Here is a 25,782-nt window from a genome sequence, read left to right as displayed (position 1 = left end):
CTCCCTTAGTTGGGTTCACCTGACGGAAACCCGATCAATTTGACAATCTTGACGCCAACGTCCTTCCCAACCGACAAGTGCTGTGTTGCTTCCTTCGATTGGAACGTACGCAGCGTCCCCCATCCCGGCAGCTCCACGGTCACTTCGGCATAATGCCCTAGTACCATCACTTGCTTGATTCTCCCCGCCAACCTCTCTTCATTCTCCTCTGCCTCACTTAACACGACATCCTCCGGTCGGATTGCTGCGGTAACTTTGCCGCTGAGCCGCTTCTCATTCGGAAAGCAGAGCGCGCCGATCCGGATGCTTCGTTCATCCGCCACCCCCTCCAAAAAGTTCATCTTGCCGATAAAGCTTGCCACATATAAAGTCTCAGGCGCATCGTAAATTTGTTGCGGGCCTGCGATTTGCTCGATTCGCCCGTGATTCATCACCACGATCCGGTCGGAGAGCGACAAGGCCTCCTCTTGGTCATGCGTTACGAACACCATCGTAAGTCCGGTTTGCATTTGGATTTCACGGAGTTCCTCACGCATCTCGTGACGTAGCTTCGCATCCAGCGCCGAGAACGGCTCGTCCAACAGCAGCACAGCCGGCTTCAGCAACAAGGAGCGGGCCAAGGCGACGCGTTGCTGCTGTCCGCCCGACAATTCAGCAGGATACTTCTTCTCGTAACCCGATAACCGGACCAGCTTCAACGCGTCAGCGACGGCAGCACGGATTTCCAATTTGGGCATTTTACGGATCTTCAGCCCAAACGCCAAATTTTCGTACACAGACATGTGCGACCATAAATTGTAACTTTGAAACACCATCGACGTAGGGCGCTTCTCCGGCGGCACCCCGATAACGCTACGGCCTTCGATCAGGATGTCCCCCCCATCTGGTTCGAGAAAGCCGCCGATACTGCGCAGCACCGTCGTCTTTCCGCATCCCGATGGACCCAGCAGGGTCACGAGCTCACCTTGCTTCACGGTTAAGTTGATATCGCTGACTCCGTCCCCTGTCTTATAACGTTTCGTCAAATTTTGCACCACTAATTGCATGCGGTTTACCCCCTTTTCCCTTGGGTCGGCTTATTTCGTTTGGAACCCGCTCGCCAGCACATCTGCGCTGACCAGACGTTGTGCAGCAAGCAGCAAGATAATGGTCGGCAAGGTTAAAATGATGGAGAACACCGCTCCTGCGCTGCTCGGAAAGTCCGAAATAATGGAGTACATCACGATCGGCATTGTCTTGAAATCCGGAATCCCCACAAGGAAGGTCCCTTGCGCCTCATCCAACGAGTTGAGAAAGGTAAAGACCGAAGCAACCATAATGCCGGGCATCGCCATGGGCAACGTGATACTCCGAAACACCCGAAATGGAGTTGCCCCAACATCCCGTGCCGATTCCTCCTGCGCCCGATGCACATTACGGAAGGCAGCCGTAGGAATCCAAGTCATGAACATCAACACATTAATCATATGAATCAAGACGACACCCAGCAGGGTATTCATGAGACCAATTCGATAAAACAACACCGCAATCGAGACATATAACCCCATCTTCGGGAATGCATGCGTCAGCAGGAACGAGAACAAGAACATTCGCTTCAGCGGAAACTGGATTCTCGCGAATGCATACGCAGCTGGAATACAGATCAGGATGGATAACGCCGTTACGATCACTGCGATCAAGAACGACAATGAAATCGAGGAGACGATGTCGTCCTTGGCTAATACGAAGTTCCACCATTTGAATCCCCAAGTCGTCGGCAAGACGTCCGGATAGTTCCACTTCTCACTGAACGCCAGCACCAGCAGGTTCAAGAGCGGGCCGGCGAAAAATATCGCAAACACGGTAAGCAGCACAAACTCGATAATTCGCCTTGCCCCTACTTTTTTCCAATACCATCCCATTCAGGTCACTCCTTCCCTTCCGTTGATTGACGTTTGACCACATAACTCTCATATTCCACCAGCTTCGGCAAATCGGCTTCGCCGCGGATCAGCTTGTCCAACAGCTCCACCGCATCTCGTCCGATCCCGACGGCATCTACGGTAACCGTTGACAGCGACGGTGAGTACATGCGGCCAAGCTCGATATCGTCGTACCCCAAGACAGCAACTTCCTGGGGAATCTGAACGCCTCGATCCAGCAGCAACTTCATGGCGCCCAGCGCCAGCATGTCGTTGGTCGTGAACAGCGCGGTATATCCGTATTTCCGAAAGTCCGAGAAGTGCTTCTCCATCCGTTGGAAGCCGGTATCAAAGCTGGACTCCGGAGAAGGAATCACCCTTACAGCGCCGGATTGCTCCGAGAGGCCTAATTGTTCCAGACGCCGGAGGAATCCCGTTAAGCGGAGCGAGTGACTGCGATGCTCTATGGGTCCGGCGATGACGAAAAATTGACGATGTCCCAGCCCGTATAGATATTCGGCTGCCCGCGCGCCGCCAGTTTCATCGTTGCTGACGAGATGAATCACATCCGGATCGTCGGTCGAACCGTTGACCATGAGGTAAGGCAGATGAAATTTTTTGACGTAATCGATCACGTTCTTCTGCAAACGGCTGACCAGAATCAATCCATCCACCCGCTGTTCCAGTAAAAAATCGGTGGAGCGTAAGCTCATCTCTCGATCCGTCTTCAAGAAGACAGAATACCCGCGGGCTTCGGAAGCGAACAGAATTTCGTCAATGATTTTGCCGTACAGCGGATGAGAGACGATCGGCGGCTTCTCACGAAATACGATGACCCCAAGATTGTAGGTGCGTTTGGTCACCATCGCCCGGGCGACAGCATTCGGCTTGTAATGGAGAGCTTCCGCCGCTTGCAGCACCCGTTCCTTCACCTCCGCACTGGCATATCCGTTGCCGGAGATCACCCGGGAGGCGGTGGACTTGGATACTCCCGCCACCCGGGCAATCTCCCGCAAGCCATGGTTCGGCTTCCTAGTCAACGTAGAGTCTCTCCTTCACTTGCGATCATTTCGTTTTTCACAGCGATCAGCTCGGCAACATTCCGGGATGTGATCGAATCTACGCCCAAGCCAGCCATTCGCCGCATAACGTCTGGCTCTGCGACCGTCCACACATAGACCGCCAGCCCTACTTGTCTCGCCGCGGTTATGAGCTCCGGTCGAACCAACTGGTACGGAACGTTTAACCCGAAGCATCGCGCCGAACGGGCTTCATCACAGGCCTGGGCAACAGCCTCTGCATATGAGCTCAATCGAAAGCTGTCGATATTGACGTTCAGCAGCTTACGAATGGACGGGGTGAGACGTTCAGCTTCCATGGCAACCGCATACCCACATCCGCTGAAGAAGGCTTGATTCGTCATTCCCATTTGGAGCAGCGTCGCAGCCGCTGGTTCCAGGCAGGCCGCTGATTTGATATCAAGGTTCATCGTTTTTCCGGTTTCTTTGATCCAACGCAGAACGGATTCCAGAGGGAGACGCTCCTCCTTCGAAAATTCCTCCAGCTCCGCCAGTGTAATGTCTGATAATCGGGTCTGCCGTCCATCTGCAAGCACCACCTCGTCGTCATGAGCCAACACCAACTTTGCGTCTCGCGTAATCCGAATGTCGTCTTCATAAACGTCCACTCCAAGGGCCAATGCAGCATTAAATGAGGCTAAGGAATGATCGGGGTGCCCCATGCACCCGGTATGAGCTGTGATCAAAGGGAATTGCTTCATGTCATGAACTACCTCCTTAATCGAAATAAACCGGATTGGTAAAAGCAATTAACGTATAAATTTCGCGCACCCTCCCCCAAAGCTCGGCTCGCAGCCATTTTCTCGGCTCAGACGAGAGCGGCAAACCGGATAGACGGATGACATCGTCGCCCGGTTTGCCGCCGTTCCACATCACCTCGGTATCCAGCTCCTGGCCCCGGTCCGAGCAGAGGATCAGCTTGAAATTTTGATCGGGCAACGACCATAACCCCGGCCGAACGGAGAAATCAATCGTGATCTCCGCTTGCATATCCCTGTCCTCTTCCGGTTGCAGAGGTGACGGAATGACGGAACCCAGAGCGTAGCTTTCGCCGCCGCAGCTCACCGAGAGCAGCAGCAACGGGCCGATCGTCACCGAAGCTTTCCCTTCTCGAAGTGCGTTGACCAGATGTTCCTCCTTCGGCAATTCGTCTTCCGGGATGCCGAGATAGGTCACCGACAGCGGCTCATCCGTCTCCTTCTGCACATGCCAATCCCGGCCAGATGTCGCTGAGATCCGCAAGCCTTCACTCAGCTTGTCGGTCCAGAGGGCATACGCTCGTCGGTTGTTGGTGCGAATGGAAGCAAACGTCTCAGACCAAACCTCAATATAGTCAACAACGGACCAGTCCTGAATCTCATACTCCCAGAAGCATCCGGTGCAAGCCGGACTTCCGATCCGGAACGGATGAGCCAAACCGGCAATCCCGCCGAGTCGATGCACCGCTTGAATCCCCTCATCGATCTTGCTGCGGTCGGCTTTCCGCCAATCCGCATATTCGCTTAATCCGATCGTCACCATATGGCCATAGAATGTCGTCCACTCCATCCCAGGAACGATGAGCAGTCCAAACTTTTTGGAGATCGTCTCCTTCCCTGCGAGCCCGGTCATCGTATTGTGATCGGTAAGCGCAATTGCATCGAACCCAAGTTTTGCCGCGCCCTCTGCTAACTCTTCCAGCGTCTGGGCGCCGTCGCTATGCAGCGTATGAGTATGCAGCTCACAAGCCAACCACTTCATTACGCCTCATTCTCCTTTTCCGCCCAAACTTGGAGCAAATAATTACAGGTATCCGTGACGATCGAGTGAACGCTTAGCGTGACTTCCCAATCTCCGGCGGGTAGAGGGCCTGGAAGTAACCCAGGGGAAGCTTCCCTTGCCGAAAGCGCCAGCTCCTGTACCGGATCATGACGATGACAGGCGCCCCGATAACCTAGCGGATCATCAAGCGAGAGCGTGATCAGGTTTTTTAGGGGGATATATTTGTCTGCTTGGGCTAATGCCGGTGCCTTCTGTTCCGGCAGCAGATATGCGTCGAAGCTTTGACTTAGCAGTTCCAAAGATCGTCCGCGCTCTTCCAGCAGCTTCGGAGTATATTCAAATTTCAGTCGCAACCGGCTGCAATCCTCATCCAATTGAAACGGAATACGAATATGCGTCTTGTTATTGTCCGGCGTCACACGCCCCATCACATCGAGTACTAGCAATACGGCTCATCGCCTTTCTTGTTTTATAGAATCATCACAAAGCCTAATGTCCTATCTTGAAGTGGGAACGGTCCCACATGTTCTCATGGTACTGCTCGAACATCAAGGCGGTATCATCCGCGTGTTAATCTTGTGTAAAAGCAAAAGAAGGAAGCGAACAGGTTCGCATCCTTCTTTTTTCATCCTTATTCATGTTCAGTTGTCCGTATGCGTACAGATAAGCCTCACCCGCCGATTGCTTCTTACCGGTCTTGCAGCATAATTCGGTAAGCAGGGTATTGATGGATGGCGATGCCGCCAAACCCGGCATGCTGCGCAAAATAAGCGTTGATGGCCTGAATCTGTTGGTTCATGTAAACTAAGCCTTTATTATAGTACGTAATCTCACTGGGAATCGTAGAGCCATTAGGCGGACTGGTCTCTGCACCGATATAAACCTTCTTCCCCAAGCTTGCGGCATAATCGGCTTCCGCCAATGACGCGCGAATCTGCCGGTCAGCCGTGTCGCGGTAAGCCATTAGGGATACGGTATCCACGATATCCAATACGAAGTAACTTAACGGCTTCCGTTGTCCGCCTGTCTCCACCATCACCGGATTTTCCCCTGTCGCATACCAGCAAGGAATCGCCGCATTAAACTCGAGCGGATCGCCGCTGGTGCGAATTTCTGCCGCGATTTTCTTCAACACCTGCAGGTATTGATAATTGACAGAACCTCGCTTCGTTTGGTATTCCGGCAAGACATGCGGTTCAATATCAAATTGAATGCCGTCAAAGGTGCTGTCCGGGTGGGAAGCATTAAACGCCAGCACCTGACGAAGCTCTGCGAGCGCATCGCGATGTCGTCCTTCCAAGGCCCACTCGGCTCTTCCGACCAGCGCAAAGACGCGGATCCCCTCCGCATGTGCACGATTGATCAGCTCCGTATAGGTTGCCGGTTGATCCGGCAGCGTTCTGCTTGTTCCAATAAACAACAGGTTGATGTTCTGGTCCTTCAAAAACTCCAGCAAAGACGTAATTTTTTTGTGAGTTGGAAGCCGCATCATAGAAATCCCATGCCCAAATGGCTTTGGTTGATCTTGCCTCTGCTTGGGCCGGAGTGGTGACTCCCATAATTCCCGCCAAACAGATTGCCAACAACAGCAAGATTGCCTTGTTCTTCACTCGTTCCTCTACACTCCATTCCTTCTCTGATTTCCCTGTGATGCGATCCTCAAATGTCCGTACTTCTTCCAGGGCGATTTGATTCAGAATGAGATTAACATAAAACGGAGGAGCGCAAATGATCTGTTTGGCCTATTGTAGAGGGATTCCAGCCCTGATTATTCGACATTATTCAGCGTGAACCCAAACTTCAAGCAAGCTGTTCCACGTATTGATCTCGTTACCTTGCCCCACATATCGGATAAATTTTGCCGGCGTCGGCGTAAACTCAAACGTCTCCAGCTCCGTTTGTTTCTTGCTGGCCATCCCCGTTAGAACGGGTTCGAAATGCACGCCATCCACGGAGACCTCCAGATCAAAATAGTTCGAACGGGTGTGACCGTTATAAAACCACAGGCTCACCCCATCTACCGTCGTGACCTCATCCAGCTCTATCTGTAAATATTGGCCTTTCCCATCCGCCGACCAACGGGTGTCCGGATCACGATCCAGCGTGTTGCTCGGCACATTGCCGTCATCTGCGCTGGCCGATACTTTGGCAATTGCGGCTAAGGGTCCCTCCGGCTCAGGGATAGGTTCCAGCACCTCAAAGGTCTGGCGCGCTTCAACAATCACGCCTTGGAGCTGGCAGCTGGCAATGATATCAACGACACCGGGCCGTTCAGCGTAAAATGTATTCCCTTCGATATAGCCCACCTGTTCGTCACTAACCCGGTACGTTACCGGGATATTCAACTCGGAAGTGTTCACGACTTCTCCATTATCGAGCGTCAGGAAAGATTGCAGACGTCCGGTCTTGCCTGCACTGATCGCATAACCGGCGGAACGCCAGCCCGGTACGCTTTTGTCCGGAGCAATCGTAATATTCTCCGGCAGCACCGGCGTCTTCGCCACGCTGAACTTCACCCGAACCGTTTGTGTCTTTCCACGCCGTGTAATCGTAATTACACCAGTTCCGTCGATCCCTTTAGGTTGATCGATCTTGAGACGGGCATCCTCGGAAACCGCCTGTGCAGAAAGGACTGGGGTTTCTGTCGTGCCAAAGGGCAGTACGTAATCATATTGCGTTCGCAAAAATTGCACGCCCGCTACGGCTTCCCCGTTGACGAGGATCGACTGGAGACCTAAGGCCTGAAGATCCAACCGTTGCTTCGTTTGATCCTTGTACAAGCTTTGCGGGAATAGCCGCTCCCCTTGCCCAACGCCTTCAACCCAATCAAACGGCGAGGTATCGGCATCCGGGATCGAGCCTACAATATCGACCTTCACCCCGTTCACTTTCCCTTGGGTACCGATGATATACCCGTTGCCAAACTGCTCCGATTCGATAATGACCCCAGGTTTACTTGAATGGGCAGCGATGCCTCTCGTATTCCAAAATACGCTTTCGGTTGTCACTACGCCGTGCCGGTTCGTCGCGGACGAGCCGTAATCCCTTGTAATCGCGGATATCGCGTCCCCGTTCACCGTGAAATTATCAATCAAATTGGCCATGCTCAAATACATGTGGAAGTCCGTGAGGTAAAAAGAGTTCTCAGAATACGAATCGAGCAACACATTGCCATTTGCTGAGAAATTGGCATAGGTGAAGCTGTGTCTCGCCCCAACGGCACGGCTGTTCTTAATCAGGTTATCGTTTCCGATGAATTGGTACAGATAGCCGTTTCCGTTGGCTCCCCGGTATTGCGGATACTGCATCGTGACGTTGTCGACGGTGATATTTTTTGTCCGGTCTAAAATAATGCCCTTCGATAAAATATGGTAGGTGGCATTCCCCGGCGGCTTGTACGTGCTAACATTGCGGATCCAACTGTTAGCCACTGCAATCATGTTGATCGCTTTAGCATTATCAGATTCGTACCCGGCGGTTCCTTCCACTTTGAAATCATCTTCCCCAAGCCCCGGCTTCGAGTTCTCAACGTTCGCGATCGAGAAGTCCTCCAGGCCAACTTCCGTAATGGGCGCTTCCGTCTTGGTAATCGTAATGTCATCGCGAAGCTTCAGAGGATATCGGGTAGGAATATCTAGGGTCAGGGTTCTGGCCTTGGGATCAACCGCCACGATCTGCCGATAAAATATCGGCTCCACCTTACCTAGACGGGAAGCCCATTTATTCTGCATCCCATGCTCCTTCAGGAAGCCTTCCGTCGTCTCAAAGGTGATCACGACAAAGTCATCCACTTGAAAGTCATCCGTGCTTTCTACGGGCAACAGAACCGTAGGTTCGGACACCGTTTTGCGCAGCTTGGTCACCGTGCTGGTCCGTTTCCAATCTCCATTGCCAACCCGGATGATGTCCTTTTGTTTCATAAACTCCTGAGTATTGTAAATATGCGTCTGTTGCTGCCCGTCCCCCTTAAGCACCACCCCGCTGGAGTGGATATTCAGAGCATAATCCTTCCCTTCCTGGGGTGTCACACGGTACGTCCCTTTGGGAAGGTAGACCACGCCTCCACCGCGCTCCGCCGCATCATCAATCGCTTGCTGAATGGCGCGTGTGGAGTCTATACGCCCCGTAGGGTCCGCGCGGTACGGAGATTTCGTTACATTAATGCCCCGGTGCTTGTTAACGGAAGGGATCGGCATCTCACCTCTCCGATAGCCTGCATAGGAGAAGTCATGCAAGAATTCCCCCTCTTCCGTCCGGTATCCCGGATACCACCCCTTGGGATAAAGCAGGCTTCTCCCATCACGACCAAGGGACGGACCTTGATTAGCTGTAGGATTCGCTTCTTCAGCTGACACCGAGACAGCACCTCCTCCCGGAACAGCGAATCCGGCGACAACGGCGAGGGCGAGCAGCAGAGCGGGCCATCTTTTGCGCATCACATCATCTTCCTCCTTTGTATATGGGATTCACCCCCGATTGTAGAGCGAGAAAGCTTGTTTATCGATGCTCAATAACGCCACTCGCGTTGCCATTTTATCCAAATCCAACCATCATCTCGCAGATAATGCCGCGTTATACCGATCAAGGGACTGTTGTTGGATTTGAATCGCCCGGTCGATCCCCATGGCGTGGATTTGCTCCACGTAACCTTCAAACGCATCCAGCGGCTCCATCCCATAGATGATCTTAAGCGACATCTCATCCACGAGGCGGTTCACGTCCTGCATAATGACCGAAAACTCCGTACTCTCCTCCTCGGTCTTCGGCAGTACCGGCAAGATGTGCAGCGCAGCGTCCGTGTCGGACCACAGCCGGGCAGCCTCCTGCTGCTCTGGCAACGCATAATACTGCTCCATATACCGTACATCTTGCACGAACGGACCAAAATAACTAGCCCGTGTATACATCGCCAGCGCTTGTGATGGAGCCCACTGGTTCGGATTGTTTAAAATGAGGTCGGTATAAGCTGGATAACCGTCCTTCATTTCATAGCTAACCCCTTCGATCCCAAAGTTGAACAGCATATGCCCCTCAGGGCTGTAACCATAATCCAGCATCCGGGCCGATTCCTCCACATGCTGATTGCTTGTTGAGATCGCAACACTGCCGCTGACTCCCGCGACCGGAGCAAGTTGACCAAATTTCGGACGATCCCCCTTTTTCAGTACCGGATAAGGCGTCGGCGCCAGTTCGACCTTCGGGTCCCGGGCTCGCATCACCGGCAACCAAGTCCCGATTCCCGCCCCGGCGTTCCAGATGCTGGCGCCGCTGCGCCCGAGAATCATGCTTGTATCCTGGGTTTCCGAGTCCACTGCAGCAAGGTTGGGATCGATAAGCCCTTCCTGATACCAGTCGCGGAACAGTGCAAGAAACGCCTTGTACTCCGGCTCGATGGCGCCAAATTTGACCTTCCCCTGCTCTTGATAGAAATCCTTCTTAATCCCAAAAGCGCCAACGAATCCCCCGCCTTCGATACCAAACAACGGATTGGGTACGCCAAGGAAGGTGAGCGGAGCCTCTGCTCCCTTCCGTTCTTTGAACGCCTTCAGCACATCATGCCATTCCTCGATTGTCTCCGGAATCTCAAGCCCAAGGTCATCCAGCCAATCCTTGCGGATGATCGGGCCTTGGTAAGTGCGAAGCCGCGGTTCACCCTGAATAAATGGGAAGGCGTAGTAACTTCCGTTTGCGGTACGAACCTGGAGATCGATCTCGGGATGCGCTTGGAGATATTTTTTCAAATGAGGGGTATATTGGTCGAAGATTTCATTCAGCCTTAGAATATACCCGTCGTTGATCGCCTTCTCCGGACCGCCCGGATAATTGATCCATTCATACTCGATCAGATCCGGCAGCTCGCCGGAAGCGAGCAGGACGCTAATCGCCTCCTTCCCTTGATTGGCGGGAGGCTGGATGAAATCGAGCTGGACCCCGGTTCTCCGTTGCCATTCTTGGAAGAAAGGAACCTCACTGAACTTGGATTTAATGCTGGCTGCATTTCCGTTGAGCTCAGCCCAGTAAGTGAGCGTCAACCGTTGATCCTGCGCATGATTTCCGCCCGGTTGTACCTCCTGCGGATTCGCTGCCGAAGCGGCGGATGACCCGCGGAAGGGTCCCGCACTGGAATCACAAGAGCTCAGCAGGACAAATAACGCCAGAATCAACACCGTCGCGAGCCCCCGGTTTGTAAGAGTCCGAACCTTTTTTCGATTTCCACTCATACCGTAACCTCCTTCCCATTCATGCCGCTGATCTCTTTATATCTGCCAGGCGTGATGCCTTCGTACTTCTTAAATACCCGAATAAACGTAGCTGCATCGTTATATCCCACCACTTTAGACAGCTCGCTGATCGATTCCGATTGCGTCCGCATGAGCTCCTTCGCCTTCTCAATTCGGCATCGGTGGATGCTGTCCAGCAGGCCTTCTCCCGTCTGATTCTTGTAAAGCTTGGAGAGGTAACTGCCTTTCATCCCAAAATGATCGCCAATCGCATTCACATTTAAGTTGGCGTCGTTGTAACGTGCCGCGATATACGCCGTCACTTTCTCGATCAGGCTGCGAAGCGAGTCCTCTCGTTCTCTCAACAGATGGCTTGCACGTTTGTCGGCGGCAAATGCGCAGACCTCATGCAACAAGCCTTGCAGAGCGCTTTGCATTTCCTGTACCGTATCGCAGGCCAGCACCTCGTCGATCCACAGCGGATAATCGGCCAGCCGGCAATCATCCTCATGTCCGCCTAGTTCATGGATGACCTTGATCATCGTACTTACCAAATTAAACATGAGGCATTTGGCCACGTTAAGCGACATCACCGGCTTCTCCAAATTCCGCTTCATGATCTCATTCATGTAATGACCGGCCTGTTCGGCATCGCCGGCTTTGATGAAGTTAATCAACTGCTGCTCGGTTTGCAGCGGATAATCATACCCGTACATGCCATTTGCCGTCTCACGATGGATCTCGCCGTAAGCAATAATCCCTTTCTTCCCCAATACCATCTTGTATTCCATCGCATCCACCGCTTCTTGATACGCCTCATGAATACCAATCCATGATGGATGCCGGCCGCTGAACGAAATGGTCAGCTCCATCTCGTAACGCTCCAAGAACCGCTGGGCTTCCGCCGCAATCGCTCTCAAATCCTCGCTCCATGTCACGGAATCCGCCTGCAAATTCACCAGGCATACGATCATCTCGTCGACCTCCGCAACATAGCCCACATGTCCTCGCGTGGCAACCAGTTCCTCGACCACATTGGAGATGATCAGCTGAATCAGTTTGCTCCGTTCGCTTAATCCCACGCCAGGCAACTTGTCATAGAGCCGATCTTCATTTTCGATCACAAATAAAATAACGGCAAAATCCCGCGAATACAGCGGCATCTGAAAGGAACGGAACGATTCCTCATAAGGAACAAGCGGGTCGGTCTTCCCCTTCAGCAGTCGATAAATCAAATTCGAACGAAGCACCTGCTGATGCTTCTGGAGTTGCTGGGCAATCTCATTCTTCTCGCTCCCGGCCCGCTGGATCATGTTCTGGATAAACCGGAGCTCATTGGGTTCTCCAGGTACAGACTGCGACGTTTTGTCCTTCAACGACTCCACCAGCTGTTGGATCGGAGAATAGTTGCGACGCATGAAAAACCACGTCAGCACGCCGGCGCCAAGCAGGCTGACCAGAATGCTGATATACGTAAAATTGCGGACGTTCACGGCTTTTTCCCAATACAACCCGCTCGGGATGATCAACGCATATTTGAGATCGGATACCGCGGAATCCATATAGAACAGCTCCGATTCCCCGACCTTCGCCCGATCCAGCCTTACGCGGTTGCCATCCATAAAGGGAAGCAGCTCATCGGCAGGATCCCGATTGGTCATCAGCACCTCGTCATTCTGATTTAGGATCAGCAGCAGACCATCACTGAAGCCGGAGATCCCCTCAAGGGCCTGTTGGAACCGGCTCGTATCCGTCATCACCACGACCGTCCCTGTCTCTTGCCCGTTCAGATCAGCTGGCAGCTGCGTGACATAAGCGATGGAGGATTCCGCGTGCCCCGCATTGAGGTGAGGGAGCACAACAAAGTGTTTTGTATCCGCTTCCAAAACTAGGCGTTTCCAAGTCTCTAAACTGATGGCCCCGGTCTCGTGAATGGTATGAAAGGCGGTGGGGATATCCCGGATATTCCCCGCCCGGAGAACCGCATCCCCTTTTTTCCAAACGACGTAAAATTCATCGATCGTGGCGTACGACGTCTTGAACAGACGAAACTCCTTGACGAGCTGGTAAGCGGTGTAAGGTGCTTCGGCGTCAGACTGACTTGAATACATCAAGGTCTGCAGGTTCGGACTCCAAGTCATCTCCATATTGAGCCGCTTCATCAAATCGATTTGCGTATCGATCGTATAGCGCATTTGCTTCAGCAACGAATCGTTCGCCCGGTGAATTTCGCTCTTTAACGCTGTATTGGCCTGAGCGTAAATGATGAGGCTGAACAGAATCGGCACAAACAACACTGCACTGTACGAAACGAGCCAGGTTACGATCACGCTTTCCCGTTTCCGCCACAAAGATTGAATGTTCAACATCCGTTCCTCCCCCGTATCCTTCTGATTTGTAGATAAGCAGGTTAGTGGGTTAATCGGTTCGTCGGTTTTGTTGGTTTGTCGGTGCATCAGATCAAGACCTAATTATAACGTGTTTCCCCGGCCCAAGCCTATAGATAAAAAGTTCAATTCGATTGACAATTCCCGCTTGCGAGCAGTCCTGCGACCTAACAAAACGCAAATAGCCCGAGGGACTAGGTGGTCCTTCGGGCTAAATTTCGAGATAAAGTTTTTTTAGAAAATACGCCGCTTCCATCCTTGGAGCTTCGCCAACGCCTCAACGAAGTAATAATCCCCGTAGATCAGCGAAACGTTCACGTTCTGATTAGCTGGCTTGTGGCCCGTACCTTGAAGCAGGATGGCCTCATGCTTCGGATCGTCCCAAGTGGCATAATTCGTAGCGAGTGAGCTTAAGATTCGCTCGGCGGCAGAGCGGTACGGTCGGCCAATCGGTTCATCCAGTTGGTCGGCAAGTTCTAGCAACCCGGAGGCAGCGATCGCTCCGGCCGAGGTGTCACGGGGAATCTCGTCGTCCCCAGCTTCCAGTATGGCCCGGAAATCCCACGGCGGGACGCTGTCCTCAGGCAAGCTAGCGATAAAGAAATTTGCCACCCGCTGGGCTGCACTTAAGTACACTGCGTCGTTGGTATGACGGTACGTATTCGTCAGGCCGTAAAGCGCCCAGGCGTTCCCCCGGCTCCAGGCCGAGTCGGGACCCGCGCCTTGTCCGCCTAACGCCCCCACGCGTTCGCCCGTTTCGGGGTCAAACACCACGATGTGATGGGTGGACCCGTCCGCCCGCACGAATTGCTTCACAACCATATCCGCATGAGCCTTGGCGATATGCGCAAACCGTGGGTCGCCGCTTTCCTCGGAAGCCCAGAAGAGCAGCGAGATATTCATCATCGTATCGATGATCGACCAGCCGGTTTGCTTGCTGCCGTTCCAAGCCCGGAGGTAGCTGCCCTTCGGGTTGAAGCGGCCGGCCAGGAAGTTTGCCGCAAACAAGCCTCGCCGCAAGGCGTCTTTGTCGCCGGTCAGCTTATACTTAAAGACCGCCGTCGGCAAAAAATGAAAACCTACATCATGATCAAAAGCATTCTCCTGCTGGAACAACGCAAACAACCGTTCATCCCAAGACCAGGCTGCCTCCCGCCATCCTTCTTCACCCGTCATGTCGTACATCAGCCATAGGATCCCCGGCCAGAATCCGGAGGTCCACCAGTCCAGCTTCGTATCGTCATAAATTCCGTTTTGTCCTGCAACATGCGGAGCCTTAGATCCCAAGGAATCCCGCATCAGCGACACCTTGGACTCCAACCGCGGCCAGATCTCCTGGCTGATCGTTTTTAAGGTCGTTGTCATGCTTCTCCTCCTCTACCTTTACTCGTGGGACTTCCCCCTCATCCATTACCCCTTCAACGATCCGACCATAACACCTTTCACGAAATAACGCTGTAAAAACGGATATATGCACATGATCGGAAACGTCGCCACAATGATCGTCGCATATTTGATCGTCTCCCCGATCTGGAACCGGTCTCCGGCGGAGGCGCCGATCGACATACTGTCCGTCGAGTTCGAGATCAGGATTTCGCGGAGCACGAGCTGTAATGGGAACAACTCCCGGCTTCGGATGAACACCGAGGCATAGAACCACCCGTTCCATTTGTCTACCGCATAATACAAGATCATCACGGCAATCACGGGCATGGAGAGCGGGATGATAATTCGGAACAGGATCGTAAAGTGATTCGCCCCATCGATCTTCGCCGACTCCTCCAAGCTGTCCGGGATGCCCATAAATGACGTCCGCATGATGATCAGATTAAACGTGCTGACTGCAAACGGGATGATCGTGGACCATAACGAATCCAATAGACCTACGCCCTTGACGATCAGGTACATCGGAATCAAGCCGCCGCCAAAAAACATCGTAAACACGATGATGAACATAAAGACCTTGTTCCACATCACGTTTTTGCGGGACAATACGTAAGCGCCCAGGGCAGTCATGAAAATATTCACGGTCACTCCAAACACGACGATAAACAACGTATTACGAAACCCGATTCCGATCCCTGGGTTGGCGAGCACGGCCCGATAGGCTTCCAGGCTGAAACCCACCGGCTTCCAAAGCAGTCCTTTATAAGCCAACAGGCGCGCCGGATCACTAAGGGAGGCTAACAGAACATAGACCAACGGATACAAGGTCGCGATCACGAGCAAAATCAGCAGGGTATAATTCACCACATTAAATAATCGATCCATCCAACCGCTTTCCGTCTTCATCGCTTCCACCTCACCATAAGCTGTTTTCATTCACTTTGCGGCTGATGTAGTTCGCGGAGATGAGCAGCGCGAGATTGATCACCGAGTTAAATAATCCCACGGCCGAGCTATAGCTCCAGCCGAATTCCAGCAACCCTTTGCGGTACACAAAGGTGGAAATAACATCCGCCGTTTCGTAGGTGATCGGATTGTAGAGCAAAATGATTTTTTCAAAACCAACGTTCAGCAAGTTCCCAATCCGCAAAATAAACATGATGGTGATGACAGGTACCAGGCCGGGTAGGGTGATATAGAACATTTGCTTCAGCCGGCTGGCCCCGTCAATTCGAGCGGCTTCGTATTGCTCGAGATCGATGCTCATCAACGCGGCAATATAGATGATCGATTCCCAGCCGATGCGTTGCCAGATTTCCGACAACACGTAGATCGGCCGGAACAGCTCCGGCTTCTGCAGCATCGCTTGACCATCGTACCCAAGCAGCATAAACAGCCGGTTAATTAGGCCGTCCGCATTCGTAAAGTCCGTAATGATGCCGCAGATCACAACTAAGGAGATAAAATACGGCATATACGTAATGGTCTGCACGACCCGTTTGAAGCGGCGGCGGCGCACTTCATTGATCAGCAAGGCCAGGATGATCGGCGCGGGGAACTCAAAGATCAGCGTATATAAGCTGATGAGTACGGTATTTTTGAGAACTCGCAAGAAATAGTAGCTCCCGAAGAACTCTTCGAAATGCTTGAGACCCACCCAGTCGCTCCCCAAGATCCCCTTAACCGGGGAAAAATCCTTAAAAGCGATGATTGCGCCATACATCGGACCGTAATGAAAAATCACGTAGTAGGCGATGACGGGAATCATCATGAGATACAAATATTTGTTTAACCGAAAGTCCCGGATCAACCGGCGTTTGAAGGAAACGGGTTTATTCATGCGCTTTAGGGGTTCACCTCATTTCAAATCGGGAGGGCCTATACGCCCTCCCGTATGCTCCTTATCGATTGTTGTAACGCTCCAGCGCTGCAGTTTGAATCTCGATGGCGCGGTCCAGGCGAAGCGACTTCATTTTTTCTACATAGCTTTCAAATTGGTCCACGGATTCTTCCCCTAAAATGATCTTGATCGTCATCTCATCCACCAGCGTGTTGACGTCGTTCATAATCGTGGCATATTCCGAGCTTTCCTCCGGCGTTGGCGTAATCGGCGGCAATTGGTATTTCGCGACATCGGTGTTCTTCCAAATTTCGATCGCATCCCGCTGGGTTTGCAGGGCGAAGAATTGCTCCGCATACCGTTTGTCTTGTACGAACGGTCCGTTGTAGCTGCCGCGGGCATATAACGAAATCGCTTGCGCCGGCGCGAGTTTATCTGGATTTTTCATGAGCAAGTCGGTGTATTTCGGATATCCGTCCACCAACTCGTAGCTGACGCCTTCTTCCCCAAAGTTGAAGAACATATGGCCTTCCTCACTGTACCCGTAATCCAGCATCCGTACTGCCAACTCCGGATCCTTGGCGGCCGTTGTAATCGCGACCGTGCCTTCAGAGGAGTACGGTTGGTTCCGCTGCCCGAATTTGGGCTTCTCGCCCTTGTTCAGCACCGGATAAGGAGCTGCCACAAGCACTGCTTTCGGATCGTTCGCCTCGATCAACGGCTGCCATTTTCCCATCCCGCCGCCAGCGTTGCCGATCGTGGCACCCGTTGCTCCGGAAGCAAGGTTGCTGTCGAGCGCTTTACCATCGACCGTCGCGATATTTTTATCGAGCAGCCCTTCCTTATACCAAGATTGGAACAATCTTAAATACTCCTTGAATCCGGGTTCCGCAGGACCAAACTTGATCTTCCCGTCTTCTTGGTAAAACCCTTGAGTCACCCCATATGCACCCAGGAACGCTCCGTTGTAGGATTCATTAAAGAAGCGCGGCTTGCTGACCAGCGAGAGCGGAGCGGCAGCTCCCTTTTTCTCCTTAAACGCACGGAGCGTGGTCGTCCATTCGTCGATTGTTTCCGGCACCGGCAGTCCAAGTTCATCTAGCCAGTCCTTGCGGATCATCGGCCCCTGGAAGACCTGCAGATACTCATCGCCCCGGATAAACGGAAAGACGTAGTAACTGCCGCTGTCGGTTTTCACCATCTTATCGATATCTGGATGCTCCTCTAAATACTTCTTCAGATTGGGCGCGTACTTGTCGACCAGATCGTTCAGACGCAAAATATACCCGTCACTGATCGCTTTCTCCGGGCCGCCGGGAAAACTCATGAAGTTGTATTCGATCATATCCGGCAGATCGCCTGATGCCAGCATGACGTTCAGCGCCTCGCGGGCTTGACCTGCCGGCGGTGCCGTAAATTCGAGCGGAACCCCGGTTTTCTCCTGCCATTTCTGAAAGAATGGAACATCGTTATGGGAATTCACAATCCCGATCAGGTTCCCGGTCAAATCCCCCCAATACGTTAGCTTCTTATCGGTTTGGATTGGATAAGTCGCCCCCGTTTCGGTGACCGAGGTGTTGCCGCCAGCATCTGTTCCCCCTTCATTGGATTTTGCGCTGTTTGTCTGCCCCCCGTTTGAGCATGCCAGCAGCATGGTGCTAAGCAAGCCGATGGCTAGGCCGGTTGAGACCCAGCGGGCTAAGGATTTTGTCTTCATATACCTTCCCCTCCATGAATTGTGATGGGAGTTAACCCATCCTCAGCATACGAACAATCCACAGGGCGGCCTATGGGCAAAACCTCCAATGGCATGTTGATTTCGTTTAGGGCAGATTGATGATTTATGAAATGCGGTTGATGATCTATGTAAAAAAGCCCACCGAACGCTTAGGTTCAGTGAGCTTCTACCTTAATTTTGTTCCCCACAATATTTCTTAACAAAGTTCTCTAACACGCGATCCAAATTCACTCGGCGGTAACCAAAATCATCTGTTGAGCTTGGGATGTCTGATCACTGCCCAAGGCTTGAACTACGATACGGTCATGCATACTGCGACTGCCAAAGTCCCACGTGAATGACCAACCGTCGCTTCCGTCAAGATCATAACCGATGAGTTCCCGTTCTCCCCACGTTTCCGTCCCTGTTGGAACGACCCAAAACAATACGGTTTCGACGTTTAAGGCTTTTTTCTCCCTCTTTAAAGACTTGAACCGCTATTGAGCATTCGAGAACTTGCGAGATGTATTCAAGCAGCAAAAGGCTAACCGCGAACGGCTAGCCTTTAGTGTTGTTATATGGTCATCCCTTATGACAGGACTGTAAAATATCATCCATCAGCTTCATCACCTTGCGAACTTCCTGATTCTTCACGATCGGCTCAGCGCCTTCGCGTACAACTTCATAGAAGTTCTGATAGAACGGTACGAAATCTGCCTTAGGTTCAGGGAAAGCCAATTTCTCCGTAGCTTCCTCCGAAGGAGGCGCCATCGTCTTGGTGAGTCCCACGCCCGCTTGGATTGGGGTTGGAGCCGCCACATCCTCACGGCCAGTAGCCGCGATGATTTCGCCGGACAAATCCCAGTCGTTAATCTTCGCAGTCCCTTCAAGGCCTTTCACGTACCAGCGCGGAAGCTTGGTATAGTTGGTGGTGCCGACTTCGACCAGCGCCTTCACGCCATTTTCAAAAGTAATGTAGCACATGAATCCGTCATCGACTTCATCACCTAAGATATAGCTCAAATCGGAAAATACACTTTGCACAGGGCTATCGACCAGCCACAGCAGTTGGTCCAGCAGATGGACGCCCCAGTCCAGGAGCATGCCGCCGCCATGCTTTTTCAAATGACGCCAATCGCCTGGAATGCCGTTCGCCCCCTGAACGCGGGATTCGATTTGAAAAATCTCCCCAATCGTCCGGTTCTGATACAACTGGCGAATGATAAGGAAGTCCGGGTCCCATCGCCGATTTTGGTGAACCATAAAGACCTTGCCCGTCTCTTCAGCCACCGCCAAAATGTCATCCAACTCTTCGGTATTCATCGCCACCGGCTTTTCGCAAACGACATGTTTGCCGGCCCGCATCGAGCGAATCGCAATTTCCTTGTGGGAATCATTAGGGGTCGCGATTAAGACCGCTTCGATGTTGTTATCGGCTAATACTTCCTCCAGGCTGCCATAGATATGCAGGCCTTTGCCCTTGGAGATTTGCTGTCTTTCTCCGGAAATATCATAGGTTCCCACGACATGAAAGCGAGAGCTTTCTGCCGGAATGAGGTTGTGGGCATGGTAAGAGCCCATCCCGCCATAGCCGATGACGGCAAAGTTGATCTTCGACATCTTGCTTGCTCCTTTACGCCCACCACATGGCAGAAGGCTGCTCATGGATCATGATGGATTTCAAGTTAGTAATGGCACGAGTGAGGCCTTCATTCACCGACATGATCGGATCTTCATGCTCGATGCTGAGCACATAATCATATCCATATACGCGCAATGCGGAGATGATATCCGACCATACCTTCAGGTCATGGCCGCAGCCTACCGAACGGAACGTCCAGGCACGCGTCTTCACATTGCCGTAAGGCTGCATATCCGTTAACCCGTACATATTAATGTTATCCTGATCCAGATACGTATCCTTCGCATGGAAGTGGTGGATCGCACCAGCCTCCCCAAGGATCTTAACCGCAGCAACCGGATCAATTCCTTGCCACCACAAATGGCTTGGATCCAGGTTACAGCCGATCGCTTTACCGGTTGCTTCACGCAATTTCAACATGGTGTATGGCGTATGAGCCAGGAAGCCGCCATGGAGTTCGATCCCGATTTTCACGCCGGCCGCTTCCGCTTCCTTGTTGATCTCCTTCCAATACGGGATCAGCTTCTGCTCCCATTGGTAATTGTAGTTGTCATCGTATTCCGTTGGCCAAGGCAAGACCGGCCAGTTCACTTGGGTATCCCCCGGTTTCCCGCCCGATACGCCGGAGAATCCGTTGACGACCGGAACGTTCAGCAAGCTGGCCAGTTTAATCGTTTTGCGCAGCAAGGTGTCCGCCTCGGCAGCCACTTCTGGGATCGGGGAGATCGGATTGTTGTGGCAGCTAAGCGCAGAAATTTCGAGGCCTTTGTCCGCTAATTTGGCGAGATATTCTTTTCTCGCATCGCTGCTGGCCAGCAATTGATCAATATCCAAATGAGCGTTGCCCGGATAACCGCCGGTCCCGATTTCAACCGTCTGCAATCCTTTCTTGGCCACTTCCTCAATCATCTCTTCAAAGCTTAAATGATTAAACAATGGTGTAAATACACCCAGTTTCATCGCTCTTCACTCCTAATGGTTTACCTTATTTTTCACGTGCTTCATAGTGGCCGTAAACGGGATACAGATTTTGGGTTGGAGCGCACCAGCGGATCCCGTTCTTAATGACCTTCTGCACTTTCTCGTTATAATAGCTCGGATACGTTTCATGGCCAGGTTGGAAATAGAAGATCTTCCCGTTCCCCCGCCGGAACGTACAACCGCTGCGGAACACTTCGCCTCCAGGGAACCAGCTGACAAAGATCAGCTCGTCCGGTGCCGGAATATCAAAATGCTCCCCGTACATCTCTTCCTTCTCCAACTCGATAAAATCGCCGATACCTTCGGCAATCGGGTGGCTCGGGTTCACGTTCCAAATGCGGCTATGCTTCCCGTCTTCCCGCCATTTCAGGTCGCAAGAGGTTCCCATGAGTCTCTTGAAAATTTTGGAGAAATGTGCCGAATGCAGCACAACCAGCCCCATACCTTCCAGCACCCGCTTATGCACGCGTTCCACGATTTCATCCTGGACTTCATCATGGGCCATATGCCCCCACCAGATCAGGACATCCGTATCCTCTAATACTTCTTCCGTCAAGCCATGCTCTGGTTCGTCCAACGTTGCCGTCTTCACTTTGAATTGGTCCTCACGGAGAAACTTTGCAATTTGCCCGTGAATCCCTTCCGGATATACTTCTTGAACGACTTTATTGGTCTTCTCATGCCGATATTCGTTCCATACGGTGACTTGAATCATGGATATCGCTCCTTGATCTTATAGGTATACCGGCTCGCCGGTCTTCGAGGATTTGTAAATCGCCTCTAGAATTTCCGTAACCACCAAGGCTTCTTCCGGTTTCACGACAGGCTCGGTATCATTTAGGATCGCCTGAATCCAGGATTGGGCTTCAAGCACCTCCGGTCTTTCGCCTGCACCGTCGTAGAAAGCAACGCCGCCGGTTTGCAGCTCGATCTTCTTCTCATACAGCAGGCTGTGGTCTTCCCCGTTGATGGTCAGGCCATTGTTCATATCGGCGCCTGCTTTGGTTCCGCACAGCGTCGTTTTTGCTTCCTTTACGTCCAGGCTGTTTAACGCCCAGCTGGATTCCAGGAAGATGGTGGCCCCGTTTTCCATCACGACAAAACCAAATGCGGAGTCTTCTACAGTGAATTTTTCCGGATCCCAAGGTCCCCATGCATTCGCTGCATTTTTCGTTTGGGACAATTTATGATACGTTTTCCCCACCACGTACTTCGGCTTGTAGTTGTTCATCATCCAGAGCGTCAGGTCAAGCGCGTGGGTACCGATGTCGATCAATGGACCTCCGCCTTGCGCTTCCTCATCCAGGAATACGCCCCAAGTTGGTACCGCACGGCGACGAATCGCATGAGCTTTAGCAAAATAAATTTCACCCAAACCGCCCTCTTCACAAACTTGGTGCAAATATCTCGAATCCGTCCGGAACCGGTTCTGATAACCGATCGTTAATTTCTTGCCGGTCCGCTTGGACGCTTCGACCATGCTTCTCGCTTCTTCAGCCGTCTTCGCCATCGGTTTCTCGCACATCACATGACAGCCCGCTTCCATCGCTGCAATCGAAATGACCGCATGCGAAGAGTTTGGCGTACATACATGAACGACATCCAAATCGGTATTCGCTAACATCGTTTCATAATTATCAAAAACCTGCGCATCCGCAGTACCAAATTTCTTCTTCGCTTCCTCCGCACGTTCCACGACAATATCGCAGAAGGCTACCATTTCTACTTCTTTCACCTCGGAAAGAGCCGGCATATGCTTGCCGTTTGCAATCCCACCGCATCCGATAATACCAACTTTTAGTTTCATCTTATCCCTCCTGAAAGCGTTTCTATTGTCGAATTCATTATAGCCAAATTTATAACTGCTTTCTTCCCAATTTCCTCGCATGATACTCCCGAATATTGCCCTCCGGTTCAAAAAACAAACAAGGGCTTCTACCGAGAATAAACTCGTAAAAGCCCTTGATCTTTAAGACTCTATTAGATTTTTGCGATACTGCAGCGGCGATTGTCCAACCTCATCTTTAAACACATGATGGAACGTTTTGACGCTGGCGAAGCCGGCTTTATCGGCGACTTCCGCCATAGGGATATTTTCGTTGGCCAAAATAAACTTTGCTTGATTGATCCGATACTCCGTCAGGAACTGCATGAACGTCTGCCCCGTATTCGCCTTAAAGAATCGAGTGAAATAGTACGGACTAAAGCCCACGAATTTCGCCACGTCTTCTAGGGTAATCACTTCCCGATAACGATTTTCCACATATTCAAAGACTTGATTCAGCAAATCCAAGGTTTCTTTGTGCTGAATCGTGGATCGCTTGCTGGGCAAGTTCGAAGTTTGGCGTCTTGGCAAATGCAAATAAAACTCGCCGATTAATTGGTACAGATATCCGAGGGTCAAATAATTCATGCCCATCGGTTTCGTCTGTTCGACTTCATATAAATGAATTAACAGCTCCGTCGCCTTCTGGGCTAACCCCTGCGGCCAGTTGCGGCTAAGCGGCTCGCCGGTTTCAAAGAGATTTAATAAGGAGTCCTCTGAAATGCGCAGGGTTCTCTCATCAAACAGTTTCAGATTAAACTGATAGACATACCGTTCACTCTCTGGCGAAGCCAAGAAATAATGAGCCTCCCCGCTAGGGAAAAAGAAGATCTCCCCTTCCTCCAACTGGACGATCTCTTCCCGAACGCCGATGTTCACCTTGCCTTTGCGGGAATAGATGATTTCAATTTCTTTATGCCAATGCGGATAGACAATCGTCATTCCGTCATTTAGGAACGTTCGAAACAAAATGGAATCCTGAAACTCCGGGATTTCCAAGTACTCGCTCATAAACCTGATGACTCCCTGTACGTTGGATTTTGTCGTGTTCAGTATGATTATAAGGGGCTTCCCTGATCCGGACAACCCGAGGTGGAAATCTATCTTGTCTTTTTACACTTCTTGTTAGAGAAGTCCATGAAAAACCCACCTTTCGCTATATGCTTCGGGTGGGTTGCTGGTTCTTCCTCTATTATTCTGAATGAACCTCATCTACCATCGCCCGAAGACGCTGGCAATCAATCGCAGTAGCTTCTAACGGCGGATAGTTCTGAAACTCCTCTTGCTCCACAATTAACCAAGGGATTTCATTCTCCTTGGCGAATTGGACGAACTCCTTCATCGGCAGGACACCGGAACCAATTTCCGTGCTTTCCCGAGGAGAATCCTGCATATCTTTCATATGAAAAAGACCAATCCGATCTTTATGCGTCTCTAGCCAAGAAAATGCGTCCAAGCCGGCATCCGCCAACCAGTATAGATCCACTTCCAGGTCGATCTGTTCGGTACGTTGCACCATTTCAGCAAGAATATCTACGCCAGGGATCTCCGTGAATTCGTTCGCATGATTATGGTAATAAAATTCGAAGCCTCCAGCTGCAGCCTTTTTCGCGACCTCCTCCATCTTCGCAATGAAGGTGTGCCAAGCTTCTAAGGTCTGGAAGCTGGCATAGGGGATCACAATCCGAGAATTTCCAATTTCCTTCTCGAAGGCCAACGTCCCCTCGAAATCCCGTTCCAAAGCCTCAAAAGAAAGATGCGAAGCCGCGACCTGCAATCCCAGTTCCTCTAAGTAACCTTTGACTTCAGCAGCACTTTTCCCATGATAACCGGCAAATTCAACGCCGTCATAACCGCTTTCTTTTACTTTTTTGAGCGCTCCATAAAAGTCCGCTTTACATGCATCCTGAATACTCCATAATTGCAAGGCAATTTGGGGTTTCATCGAACCTCCTCCTTTCACGAGTCCATGATAGCGAAATCACCTCCCACATTCTTCCCGCTTTCTTCCGAAAAGCTCCTGAATAATGCGCTTTCATAACCGACATGATAAAAGGCCACAACAAGAAATCCTTGTTGCAGCCGAATATCATGAACTTCCTTATATTAATTTTGTTGGAATAATTGGGGATACAAAGCTTGTACGCCGCCAGCAAAGTCACGTTGCACGTTACTGCTAAATTCATCGGCGACAATTTCGTAGTTGTCTGCTTCAACACCGTCGATGGCAATCTTCGCAATATCCGCAGGACTTGCTTTTGGTGCTTTTACATTTGCAGTCCGATCGACCAAATCCTGAATGGAGGTTCGCTCAAATCCTTTCTCCCAGAACAATTCCATCGCTTGCTGCAGTGCGGTCTCCTGATCAAATTCCCTTGGTCGCTCCATTCTAAGCTCCTCCTTTCTTCTTCATCATACAAGTTTGAGAATGATTAATAAAGAATGATCGATTAATGAATACTATTGTTCCGACGACCGTCAAAAACAAAAAAACTTCCATCTTTATTGCAGACGAAGTTCTAAGGTGTTTAGGTCAATTTTGAATTTTCCTTCCATTAATATATCAAGTCCTAGTAATCCATTAATGTGCTCGTATGGAAACGACATAAAGTCAATGAATGCATTCTCTATTTTAAGTTCAGCTATCTGAATGGAGTCTACTTTCTTAACATAAGAATGCTCTTTTCCACCAATTCCATAGCTGGTATATATCTCATCCCCAGCCTGCACTCGAATGCCTAAATCATCAACAGCATCCTGTGAAATTAATGTGTGACTCGCTTGCTCCTTAACCCAATACTTTTTCTAATCCTTACAATAATCTTGTCATTGGATGTATGATAAACCAAAGTATTGTCCTTGCTATTTAGTAGTTCATAAGTAGCATCTTCGTCACGAACAGGTCCAATTACAGCTACTTCAGAAACAACTTCTTTATCGTCAATTTTATTGAATTGGAGAACTTCGAATTTAACAAATTGATTTGGATAAATGGCTCTAACTTCATCCCATTTCATAAGTTAATTCCTCCAATAATTTTTC

Annotated in this window: 22 protein-coding genes and 1 pseudogene; all 23 read right to left on the bottom strand. The window is 51.2% G+C overall.

Features of this window, described 5'->3' with window-relative positions; translation table 11 throughout:
• Positions 1-5: 5 nt before the first annotated feature.
• Positions 6-1,046 carry an ABC transporter ATP-binding protein gene (locus POTG_RS19550; RefSeq protein ID WP_009226565.1) on the bottom strand — a complete coding sequence of 347 codons (1,041 nt, stop codon included), beginning with the start codon at positions 1,044-1,046 and terminating at the stop codon, positions 6-8.
• Between the two features lie 30 nt (positions 1,047-1,076).
• The gene (locus tag POTG_RS19545) at positions 1,077-1,901 is read right to left on the bottom strand and encodes an ABC transporter permease (RefSeq protein ID WP_009226564.1); all 825 of its coding nucleotides are present in this window, start codon (positions 1,899-1,901) and stop codon (positions 1,077-1,079) included.
• Between the two features lie 5 nt (positions 1,902-1,906).
• Positions 1,907-2,941 carry a LacI family DNA-binding transcriptional regulator gene (locus POTG_RS19540; protein WP_009226563.1) on the bottom strand — a complete coding sequence of 345 codons (1,035 nt, stop codon included), beginning with the start codon at positions 2,939-2,941 and terminating at the stop codon, positions 1,907-1,909.
• Positions 2,938-3,681 carry a glycerophosphodiester phosphodiesterase gene (locus tag POTG_RS19535; protein ID WP_009226562.1) on the bottom strand — a complete coding sequence of 248 codons (744 nt, stop codon included), beginning with the start codon at positions 3,679-3,681 and terminating at the stop codon, positions 2,938-2,940. The genes POTG_RS19540 and POTG_RS19535 overlap by 4 nt, the downstream gene beginning before the upstream one ends.
• Before the next feature lie 16 nt (positions 3,682-3,697).
• Positions 3,698-4,720: a CehA/McbA family metallohydrolase gene (locus POTG_RS19530; protein WP_009226561.1), complete on the bottom strand. Its 1,023-nt coding sequence runs from the start codon at positions 4,718-4,720 to the stop codon at positions 3,698-3,700.
• Positions 4,720-5,187 (bottom strand): hypothetical protein, encoded by a 468-nt coding sequence (locus POTG_RS19525; RefSeq protein WP_028537764.1) that lies wholly within the window; start codon positions 5,185-5,187, stop codon positions 4,720-4,722. The genes POTG_RS19530 and POTG_RS19525 overlap by 1 nt, the downstream gene beginning before the upstream one ends.
• Before the next feature lie 242 nt (positions 5,188-5,429).
• A complete protein-coding gene (locus POTG_RS19520) occupies positions 5,430-6,230 on the bottom strand; it encodes a hypothetical protein (protein ID WP_036646369.1) in 801 nt (266 codons plus the stop codon).
• Between the two features lie 289 nt (positions 6,231-6,519).
• The gene (locus POTG_RS19515) at positions 6,520-9,177 is read right to left on the bottom strand and encodes a discoidin domain-containing protein (RefSeq protein ID WP_036646366.1); all 2,658 of its coding nucleotides are present in this window, start codon (positions 9,175-9,177) and stop codon (positions 6,520-6,522) included.
• Positions 9,178-9,291: 114 nt separating this feature from the next.
• Positions 9,292-10,962 carry an extracellular solute-binding protein gene (locus tag POTG_RS19510; RefSeq protein WP_009226558.1) on the bottom strand — a complete coding sequence of 557 codons (1,671 nt, stop codon included), beginning with the start codon at positions 10,960-10,962 and terminating at the stop codon, positions 9,292-9,294.
• Positions 10,959-13,331 (bottom strand): helix-turn-helix domain-containing protein, encoded by a 2,373-nt coding sequence (locus POTG_RS19505; RefSeq protein ID WP_009226557.1) that lies wholly within the window; start codon positions 13,329-13,331, stop codon positions 10,959-10,961. The genes POTG_RS19510 and POTG_RS19505 overlap by 4 nt, the downstream gene beginning before the upstream one ends.
• A gap of 252 nt (positions 13,332-13,583) precedes the next feature.
• Complete coding sequence (locus tag POTG_RS19500; protein ID WP_009226556.1) at positions 13,584-14,714, bottom strand: glycoside hydrolase family 88 protein; 1,131 nt, start codon at positions 14,712-14,714, stop codon at positions 13,584-13,586.
• Between the two features lie 45 nt (positions 14,715-14,759).
• On the bottom strand, positions 14,760-15,641 hold the full coding sequence (locus tag POTG_RS19495; protein WP_036646363.1) for a carbohydrate ABC transporter permease: 882 nt from the start codon (positions 15,639-15,641) through the stop codon (positions 14,760-14,762).
• Positions 15,642-15,651: 10 nt separating this feature from the next.
• Positions 15,652-16,575, bottom strand: coding sequence for an ABC transporter permease (locus POTG_RS19490; protein ID WP_009226554.1), 924 nt, complete (start codon positions 16,573-16,575; stop codon positions 15,652-15,654).
• Between the two features lie 61 nt (positions 16,576-16,636).
• Positions 16,637-18,292: an extracellular solute-binding protein gene (locus POTG_RS19485; RefSeq protein ID WP_009226553.1), complete on the bottom strand. Its 1,656-nt coding sequence runs from the start codon at positions 18,290-18,292 to the stop codon at positions 16,637-16,639.
• 582 nt (positions 18,293-18,874) lie between these two features.
• Positions 18,875-19,912, bottom strand: coding sequence for a Gfo/Idh/MocA family protein (locus POTG_RS19475; RefSeq protein ID WP_009226552.1), 1,038 nt, complete (start codon positions 19,910-19,912; stop codon positions 18,875-18,877).
• Between the two features lie 13 nt (positions 19,913-19,925).
• Entirely contained in the window at positions 19,926-20,894 is a 969-nt protein-coding gene (locus tag POTG_RS19470) for a sugar phosphate isomerase/epimerase family protein (RefSeq protein WP_009226551.1), read from the bottom strand.
• A gap of 25 nt (positions 20,895-20,919) precedes the next feature.
• Positions 20,920-21,630 carry a ThuA domain-containing protein gene (locus POTG_RS19465; RefSeq protein ID WP_009226550.1) on the bottom strand — a complete coding sequence of 237 codons (711 nt, stop codon included), beginning with the start codon at positions 21,628-21,630 and terminating at the stop codon, positions 20,920-20,922.
• Positions 21,631-21,648: 18 nt separating this feature from the next.
• The gene (locus tag POTG_RS19460) at positions 21,649-22,722 is read right to left on the bottom strand and encodes a Gfo/Idh/MocA family protein (RefSeq protein WP_009226549.1); all 1,074 of its coding nucleotides are present in this window, start codon (positions 22,720-22,722) and stop codon (positions 21,649-21,651) included.
• Positions 22,723-22,884: 162 nt separating this feature from the next.
• On the bottom strand, positions 22,885-23,751 hold the full coding sequence (locus tag POTG_RS19455; protein ID WP_009226548.1) for an AraC family transcriptional regulator: 867 nt from the start codon (positions 23,749-23,751) through the stop codon (positions 22,885-22,887).
• Positions 23,752-23,932: 181 nt separating this feature from the next.
• Complete coding sequence (locus tag POTG_RS19450; protein WP_009226547.1) at positions 23,933-24,685, bottom strand: sugar phosphate isomerase/epimerase family protein; 753 nt, start codon at positions 24,683-24,685, stop codon at positions 23,933-23,935.
• A 338-nt stretch (positions 24,686-25,023) separates the two neighbouring features.
• Positions 25,024-25,128 (bottom strand): annotated as a pseudogene (locus tag POTG_RS24995) (TetR family transcriptional regulator); the annotation flags it as partial.
• Between the two features lie 114 nt (positions 25,129-25,242).
• Positions 25,243-25,470 carry a hypothetical protein gene (locus POTG_RS19440; RefSeq protein WP_009226545.1) on the bottom strand — a complete coding sequence of 76 codons (228 nt, stop codon included), beginning with the start codon at positions 25,468-25,470 and terminating at the stop codon, positions 25,243-25,245.
• Between the two features lie 35 nt (positions 25,471-25,505).
• Complete coding sequence (locus tag POTG_RS19435; RefSeq protein WP_009226544.1) at positions 25,506-25,757, bottom strand: hypothetical protein; 252 nt, start codon at positions 25,755-25,757, stop codon at positions 25,506-25,508.
• Between the last annotated feature and the right edge of the window lie 25 nt (positions 25,758-25,782).

Source organism: Paenibacillus sp. oral taxon 786 str. D14 (genome assembly GCF_000159955.1).
Lineage (GTDB): Bacteria > Bacillota > Bacilli > Paenibacillales > Paenibacillaceae > Fontibacillus > Fontibacillus phoenicis.
The sequence above is the reverse complement of the archived record's forward strand: the minus strand, read 5'-3'. Positions and strand labels throughout refer to the sequence as shown.

Bases quoted from the DNA above. Each gene is read 5' to 3' on its own strand.
- POTG_RS19550 (WP_009226565.1), bottom strand. From the start codon at position 1,046: ATGCAATTAGTGGTGCAAAATTTGACGAAACGTTATAAGACAGGGGAC.
- POTG_RS19450 (WP_009226547.1), bottom strand. From the start codon at position 24,685: ATGAAACCCCAAATTGCCTTGCAATTATGGAGTATTCAGGATGCATGT.
- POTG_RS19530 (WP_009226561.1), bottom strand. From the start codon at position 4,720: ATGAAGTGGTTGGCTTGTGAGCTGCATACTCATACGCTGCATAGCGAC.
- POTG_RS19435 (WP_009226544.1), bottom strand. From the start codon at position 25,757: ATGAAATGGGATGAAGTTAGAGCCATTTATCCAAATCAATTTGTTAAA.
- POTG_RS19470 (WP_009226551.1), bottom strand. From the start codon at position 20,894: ATGAAACTGGGTGTATTTACACCATTGTTTAATCATTTAAGCTTTGAA.
- POTG_RS19485 (WP_009226553.1), bottom strand. From the start codon at position 18,292: ATGAAGACAAAATCCTTAGCCCGCTGGGTCTCAACCGGCCTAGCCATC.
- POTG_RS19455 (WP_009226548.1), bottom strand. From the start codon at position 23,751: ATGAGCGAGTACTTGGAAATCCCGGAGTTTCAGGATTCCATTTTGTTT.
- POTG_RS19545 (WP_009226564.1), bottom strand. From the start codon at position 1,901: ATGGGATGGTATTGGAAAAAAGTAGGGGCAAGGCGAATTATCGAGTTT.
- POTG_RS19505 (WP_009226557.1), bottom strand. From the start codon at position 13,331: ATGTTGAACATTCAATCTTTGTGGCGGAAACGGGAAAGCGTGATCGTA.
- POTG_RS19490 (WP_009226554.1), bottom strand. From the start codon at position 16,575: ATGAATAAACCCGTTTCCTTCAAACGCCGGTTGATCCGGGACTTTCGG.
- POTG_RS19510 (WP_009226558.1), bottom strand. From the start codon at position 10,962: ATGAGTGGAAATCGAAAAAAGGTTCGGACTCTTACAAACCGGGGGCTC.
- POTG_RS19515 (WP_036646366.1), bottom strand. From the start codon at position 9,177: ATGCGCAAAAGATGGCCCGCTCTGCTGCTCGCCCTCGCCGTTGTCGCC.
- POTG_RS19535 (WP_009226562.1), bottom strand. From the start codon at position 3,681: ATGAAGCAATTCCCTTTGATCACAGCTCATACCGGGTGCATGGGGCAC.
- POTG_RS19500 (WP_009226556.1), bottom strand. From the start codon at position 14,714: ATGACAACGACCTTAAAAACGATCAGCCAGGAGATCTGGCCGCGGTTG.
- POTG_RS19520 (WP_036646369.1), bottom strand. From the start codon at position 6,230: ATGCGGCTTCCAACTCACAAAAAAATTACGTCTTTGCTGGAGTTTTTG.
- POTG_RS19475 (WP_009226552.1), bottom strand. From the start codon at position 19,912: ATGTCGAAGATCAACTTTGCCGTCATCGGCTATGGCGGGATGGGCTCT.
- POTG_RS19495 (WP_036646363.1), bottom strand. From the start codon at position 15,641: ATGAAGACGGAAAGCGGTTGGATGGATCGATTATTTAATGTGGTGAAT.
- POTG_RS19460 (WP_009226549.1), bottom strand. From the start codon at position 22,722: ATGAAACTAAAAGTTGGTATTATCGGATGCGGTGGGATTGCAAACGGC.
- POTG_RS19465 (WP_009226550.1), bottom strand. From the start codon at position 21,630: ATGATTCAAGTCACCGTATGGAACGAATATCGGCATGAGAAGACCAAT.